A 6,867-nucleotide genomic window follows, 5' to 3' on the forward strand; every position below is an offset into this window, starting at 1 on the left:
GATTTTGTATGGAGCAACTTTATCACCGCCATATTTTGTTATTTTTATTTTAACAAATTAAAACGATGAAAGAACAAATATTATAAATAATTAAAAAGGCTGTCGAGGGTTTCTCGACAGCCTGAGAGCTAGTATAACTAGCTCTCTCCCTTATTCATAAAGCACATACATAAGGTTTAACTATAACTATGAAACTATTTATAGTCTTTCGATACAAGGATAATAGACACTAAAAACGATGATTAAAAAGGGGAGGATTAATCATGTTTAAAAAGGTGTTAGGGAGTATAGCTGTAATAGCAATATCGTTGGGCTTGATATTGCCACATAATGATGTTAAAGCAAATGGTGTAGGTAATTGTTCAATAACAATTGATGCTAATAGACATGTCGTAGGTAATGAAGCAGATGCCACAGGTGCTTGTAAAGGGTATGTCGTCGGATATGTAACCCCTAGTGGGAAGGCTATGGTAGTAGGTGCTGTCTCTAAGCCAGTAAGTAATGGAGAAGTCGTAAGATACTCTTCCGTTAATGGTGAATTTGATTTAAGTGTTACAGTTATCCCTAAAAAATCTGAACCTGCGCCTGCGCCGCAACCAAAGCCGGCACAACCAAAACCGCAACCTACACCAAAGCCGGCAGAACCAAAACCTACACCGCAACCAAAACCAGCACCAAAGCCGACCCCAGCACCGAAGCCGGTGGAATCAAAACCAGTGGAGTCAAAGCCAAAACCGACACAACCAAAGTCGCAACCGAAACCTGTAGAAGCAAAACCGACACAACCAAAACCGCAACAATCAAAGCCGACTCAACCTGCCCAACAACACAAGCAAGGGGTTGAAAAGTCTACTAATACTAACCAGAAGAAAAGTAATGACAACGATAGTAGAGGAAGTAATGGCAGTCCGGCTAGCCCAAATAAAAATTCAACAAATTCAATATCTGCTCAAAAAACAAATAATAGTACAAATAGTACAGATAAAAAAGTAAAAGATTCACATAAAGATGATAAACAAAGTTCAAAAAATCTTTCTGTAGCGGAATTAAAAGATAAAAATGCAGTAATTAGTAAAGAGGGAAACAAACATTTTGCAATCTTTGAAGATGAGGATGGAAAAGAAGTTAAGCAAGAAATATCTAAGTTAGAAGCTGAAAAGTTACATGACGAATCTTTAAAAAAGGATGATAAAGATGCACCTGCTAGTGTTTCTTCTAATGATGATAATATAGAAAAAAATATTTCCAACAAAGCAACCAGTCCTTTTATTATCCTTGCGATCGGTCTTGGTTTGCTAATTGTAGGTGGTGGAATATTTCTTTACTATAAAAAGAAGAAGTAATTTAGTGACAATATTAGGGCTAACCTTTAGGGGTTAGTCTTTTTGCTTGGTCGGAATGATACTTTTATGATACTTTCGTGATACTGTTAGGATACTATTTAGATACACTATAGAGACTTTTTTGCTAAAAAAACATGTTATATTGGTAATGTGAAAAAATCTTAAATTGGATAACTTTAAATTTACTTGGTCAAAAAATGCTAAAACTTCCTACACGGTTAGGGAGTTTTTCTTTTTATTACATAAGGAAAGGAGAAGTGTGATTGGAGACTGTGAAAGTGAGAATGATATTATATAGTTTCGTCATTTTTGCCATGGGAGTTAGTTTCTTTTTTGGAGAATCGAAAGTCAGTGCAAATGCACATCCTTCCATTCAATTGCGTGATGGTAACGCTACATGGGCAGATGGCGGTTATAGACCAAGTAAAAATGCGGGTGGTGCAAAAACATGGGCGACCGATGTGAGTCCATCTGTTAAAACGGCTTGGGAGAAAGGAAATATTGATAGGGGAGGTAAATTCCCTAAGAGACTGTATAGTGTTGATAAAGGAAACCGTTTCTTTTATGACGTTTATGAGGGAAGTACAGATCATGACTTTAAGCAAGGTTGGCAAATAACTAAGTCAGGTGGAGAGGATTTTTTCACCTTTGATGGATGGGCGGCGATTGATGGTTATTACCACCATGATGTGCATAACACCGCTACCTATATTGGTGTGATAAATAAAACAGACAGGAGTGATAGGAGGGTTTTTAAAACTCGCCTTACTAATTTAAATGCTGGCAAGGATTTAGAGTGGAATAAACAGTCTAATACTGGATCAATTAGAAATAAGTGTCCAAACACTGGGCAAGATTCTCTTAAAAGGAATCGTGAAGAGTGTAATATGGAATATAAGTGGGTTGGATTTCGTGCATATATTCCATTAGCAGAATTGTTTAAACAAGGTAATGAAGTTTGGGAATTTTATATCATCAAAGCGGTTAAGGGTATGGAAGGAGGTACTAGATTAGTTTATGATGAACTAATTTTACCTTTTGAAAAAGGAGGAGTGGATTGGAATGATGGTCAACTAACATTAACAAGTGGTAGTGATTTAAGATGGATGACAATGACAAACCCAAAGGTCATCAAAAGAACTAAACCTATAAGTGCCGAAACAGGTATTGGCGGGGTAGGGTATTTTGATGAAGGGGAAACTTATCAGTGGATTCATCAAAGTGAAAGTGCTGGTACAACAGTTTGGCATGGTTTGAAAGTTCCTAATGAGAATCCATCTACTAGATATGCTAGTTCAGCATATCTTCAATTTGGAGGAAATATTGCTACACTGTCATGGAAAAAAACACAGGTAGACGTTACTGTGCATCATAAAGATTCAAGGACTGCTACGATAGTGCGTACAGAGAGACTAAAAGCTCCTTATAATAGTGCTAATAATTATACTTTAAGACCAAAAACAAAAGGTAATTTAATTGATCAAAATGGCAAGGAAATAAAAAGCAGGAATTTTAGTTATGTTGCTGATCCTTCGAGAACTAGTCAAACAATTACAAGAAATAGAATAACGGGCAATTTTACAGTTACATTTACTTATCAGGCATATGTAGATGTAGTTATAAATCATATTGATAAAGGTACTGGTGAAGTGCTTGCTACTGAACAATCAATAGCGCAATACAATGATCCTTATACGGTTAACCCTAAACCACGTGGGCATTTCAAAAATACTTTTGGTTATCCTTATGTTGCTGTTACTGATTCTGTAAAATTCAATAATTTAAGAGGAACAGAAGAAGTATTGTCTGATGGCAGAAAATTGAGAAAACAAACAATCAATATCTATTATAAACCTGTCCTACCTGACCCTTCACGTGTGGTTGAAGTGGGTGGTGGAAGAAATACTCATGGACATGCAGAAGGTCAATCGTTTTGGGAATTGCGTAAGGAGAATGTGAATGAAAAAAGTAAGTTATATGCCGAAAGTAACTATACGATAACGGGCACTCATTATGCTACAAGAAATGAAAAACACACATTAAATTTGGATACACGTAAAGAATCGTCAACTGACCCAATCGCTCTAATTGCTAAGGCTTCCGATTTTAAAAATAAAAATATGGAATATGATTTTGAGTATGAGTATACCAATCATTTTGATGTAAGTTATTTCTGTTCTGAAAAAATCGGAAATGATTGTGTGGAGTGGAAACGAGACAAAATTGTTCCGGCATGGCAAGCTCCATATGGAAAAAAATTCAAATTATCTGAAAGCGAAGGTGGCTTCTCATATTATACAACCAGTCGTTTAGGTAGGATAGTTAATGAGAATGTGATTATTTATAATGAACCTACAGATAAAACAGGAGTTAAGGCAGGAGACAGCTATGGATATACGTATTTTATTAAAGAAAAAGCTGTAAGAGGTAATGATGTGTATTACCGCCTGTCGAATGGTGCAAGTGCTGAAATGTTCCCAGAAAAAGCAATTGGATGGGTTAAAGAAAATGATTTAATGACGTATACTCATTTCGGCATGGATAGACTAAAAAAGGTTATTACCCTCAACGGTAATGGAAACTCTTATACTAGAGCGTGGGGGTGGACAAAGCAACAAGTGCATGATCTTTCAAGGTATAAGGGAGAAGAGTTCCATGTTAATTTAACCGAAACAGTAGGAGACAACATATGGTATAGAGGAAAAATTAATGGAACAGGAAGTGACATTTGGGTTCATCAAAATCATACGAATTCCATTGAAGTAATTAATGTTAAGCCGACTAGCGAAAATTTAATAAAGCGAGGTAATCAAGCTAACATTTTACAATTAAAAATGGATCACCGGCATGGTGAGACAATTAAAAAAGAAAATATTGTTCAAATATTAAACGAAAGACTCTTAGTGGGGCGTAGTGATTCATTTACTGAAGCTACAAGGGAGAAAGAGAACTATTATGAGCGTTTTGAAAAATTAGATAATCTCATGAAGCCCACATATGAGTTGAAAACACAATCTGCTTTAAATGTTAAGCCTGATTCCTTGAGGTATTTTGTACATGTGCCATCAGGCAATCATAAGAAAAATGGTTTTACCGTGCTACAAAAGGGAAACATTCATGGGCATTATTATCCTGTGGATGTCGATGAAAGTTTGAAAGAGGATTTGAAAAATAGCACGGAACGAAGTGATTTGGGAAAATATGCGTTCTTCTTGCAACAAAGTGAAATGCGAGATAGAGGTATTCAGGGGGGCGATCGTGTTTATGATATGGATTTTGTCAGCGATTATTTCTTTGTGGCGAAAAGAACAGGTTTTGTTACCGTGTTCCCTTACGCATACCAGCTTAACAGACACTTTGTGCATAACGATACAAAACCTACAGAAAAACTTGCTGTACAATTAACCAAAGATAAAATGGCTAGGGATTATTTCAAACATACAAGTTATGATTTTAAGGATGAAATCATCGGGATTAACGGGGAAGGGTTAGATAATATAGAAAAATTACAAAGATATTATGTTCCTATCGATCCAGCATCAGGACTAAAGCCGAATGAGGTTTACACAAATCATATATTCTTGAAAAACATTGGCTTAAATGATGTTAATTGGGAATATGGTCAGAAATTTTCGTTTGAACATTATTTATTTGGTTCAGGTCACGATGACGCTTGGTTAATTGAACAATCAGAATCAAAAATAAGTGATTTTTCAGAACGTGATGTTCATTCTATTGTAATTAAGCACACGGAAAAAGAGGGCATCGTAAATTCAATTAAGGAAAGACCCAAACAAAAGTTGCATCAATTTCGAGTTGCTGATTTAGACTTTTTTAATAAGATTAGGGAAGCTATTGAAGGGTTCTGATTGATAGATAGCCATTTGCTTTTTATGACAAGAAAATATTTATGACGTTATCAAGTAATCGTTTTGAGTCTAACTAAAATAGTTAGGCTCTTTTTTTATGGGAATTGTGGATTTAAGGCAGGTTCAACTCCTGTCGTTCCCGAGAAGTCATTTTGTTTTTGAAAAACCCTTTCTAAAAGTGAACTTTTAGAAAGGGGATTTTCTTTAAAAGGGGGTGAAAGACATTGGATAGCCATAAAGGAGCAATCACATTGATACTTGTTGTCTTAATCATCTTTGGGATATTTGTTGCATTTGCAACAGGTGTATTCGATCCAATTATGACGAAGATTAGCAATGGTTTTAGCAACATGGTGGATAGTGTCTTTAGTGGTTCAGGTATGAATTGGGGAGGTGCTAAGTAACAAATTAGCACCTTTTTTTATTAAAGGGGTGAGTATGGTTGAATTCGGAACAAGTTCAAGTGAAAAAACGAAAGGTTACTAATAGTAAACCTTCGCAATTCCGTGAATTTGAAAAGTTGGCGAAGAGCATTTTGGAAGGTAAGGGAATTTCCTACTTTGAATGGCTACACGAGAAACATCAGGAACTTATAAATGATTTTAATGTTGAAAATATGAAAAAAATTAGTGAATTAGCAAGAGAGGGGTGATTAATGGATGAATGAGGTCATCAGGACAATTACAAATATCACGAACGGAATTAAGCCTGTCGCACCTGTTTTGGCAGGCTTAATTCTTGTTGTTATTGGATTATTGTGGACTTTTGCAAAAGACCCACAAAAAAAGGAAATGTATACGGGGTGGATGATTAACGTTGCTATTGGATTTGGAATTGTTTATTTAGCAACATATCTCGTATCATGGTTGGGCGGTAGAGTAGTAGGTTTCTAAGATTGGTGAGGGTGATATGAAGTGGGTTCCACTTTATATCACTCTCTTTTTAATTATAATTATTAATTTAATGAGGTGGATTTTGATGAGTAATCAAACAAATAGCATTGATAAAACAATTCAAGAAGATATAATTCAAGAAGATATGCAGGGAAATGACATAGTATATTTTGTATCTTATTACCATTCAAGAGGTATGGGTAATGCGGAAGTAATCATGAGCGATTATATTATTAATGTTAATCAAGTGGGGAGTTTACAAAAACTAATAGAAGAGGAATATAAGGTGAATAATGTAACAATTATTAATTTTTTTCCACTGCGGTTAGAAGAAACGGCAGAGAACCGAGATTAGGGTGAAAGATAGGGAGAGGTGTATTAATGGAATATTTAAATTTAGCTGGTTATTTTATAGCTTATTTGATTTCTATAGGAATTGCTCTTTTGTCATTAATCATTGTATTAGTTGGAGGATTCGATTTATTTAATCTTTTGCATGGAAAAAAAACTACTCATTTATCTAATTTCCTTCTTAAAATAAAGTTGGAGTGGTTAGCGAAAAAAATGGATTTTAAAGAGATTTAAATTAATCCGATGAAATGATAGCTATTCTAAAATGATATTGAACAGGGGTGTTGGGTAATGTCAAAAGTTCTATGAAAACTCACTAGATTTCTATCAGTGGTTGGGTGGTTAACTCACGCAATCGCCCTTGACAAACACGCCAATGGTTTAGGTTGTGAATAACAAGGGCGAAGGGAA

General features: G+C 35.3%; 7 protein-coding genes. All 7 read left to right on the forward strand.

Features of this window, described 5'->3' with window-relative positions; all coding sequences use genetic code 11:
- Positions 1 to 263: 263 nt before the first annotated feature.
- The 7 genes from ACFSCZ_RS16915 (at position 264) to ACFSCZ_RS16945 (ending at position 6,690) form a co-directional block, all read left to right on the forward strand.
- A complete protein-coding gene (locus tag ACFSCZ_RS16915) occupies positions 264 to 1,343 on the forward strand; it encodes a hypothetical protein (protein WP_144463422.1) in 1,080 nt (359 codons plus the stop codon).
- Between the two features lie 263 nt (positions 1,344 to 1,606).
- The gene (locus ACFSCZ_RS16920) at positions 1,607 to 5,212 is read left to right on the forward strand and encodes a hypothetical protein (protein WP_380775587.1); all 3,606 of its coding nucleotides are present in this window, start codon (positions 1,607 to 1,609) and stop codon (positions 5,210 to 5,212) included.
- A 224-nt stretch (positions 5,213 to 5,436) separates the two neighbouring features.
- Entirely contained in the window at positions 5,437 to 5,616 is a 180-nt protein-coding gene (locus tag ACFSCZ_RS16925) for a hypothetical protein (RefSeq protein ID WP_144463424.1), read from the forward strand.
- A 38-nt stretch (positions 5,617 to 5,654) separates the two neighbouring features.
- A complete protein-coding gene (locus ACFSCZ_RS16930; RefSeq protein WP_214285613.1) occupies positions 5,655 to 5,864 on the forward strand; it encodes a hypothetical protein in 210 nt (69 codons plus the stop codon).
- A gap of 7 nt (positions 5,865 to 5,871) precedes the next feature.
- The gene (locus tag ACFSCZ_RS16935) at positions 5,872 to 6,105 is read left to right on the forward strand and encodes a pilin (RefSeq protein WP_144463425.1); all 234 of its coding nucleotides are present in this window, start codon (positions 5,872 to 5,874) and stop codon (positions 6,103 to 6,105) included.
- 85 nt (positions 6,106 to 6,190) lie between these two features.
- Positions 6,191 to 6,460, forward strand: a complete 270-nt coding sequence (locus ACFSCZ_RS16940) for a hypothetical protein (protein ID WP_144463426.1) — start codon at positions 6,191 to 6,193, stop codon at positions 6,458 to 6,460.
- Positions 6,461 to 6,486: 26 nt separating this feature from the next.
- A complete protein-coding gene (locus tag ACFSCZ_RS16945; protein WP_144463427.1) occupies positions 6,487 to 6,690 on the forward strand; it encodes a hypothetical protein in 204 nt (67 codons plus the stop codon).
- Positions 6,691 to 6,867: the final 177 nt, after the last annotated feature.

The organism is Siminovitchia sediminis (assembly GCF_042680885.1).
Lineage (GTDB): Bacteria > Bacillota > Bacilli > Bacillales > Bacillaceae_C > Siminovitchia > Siminovitchia sediminis.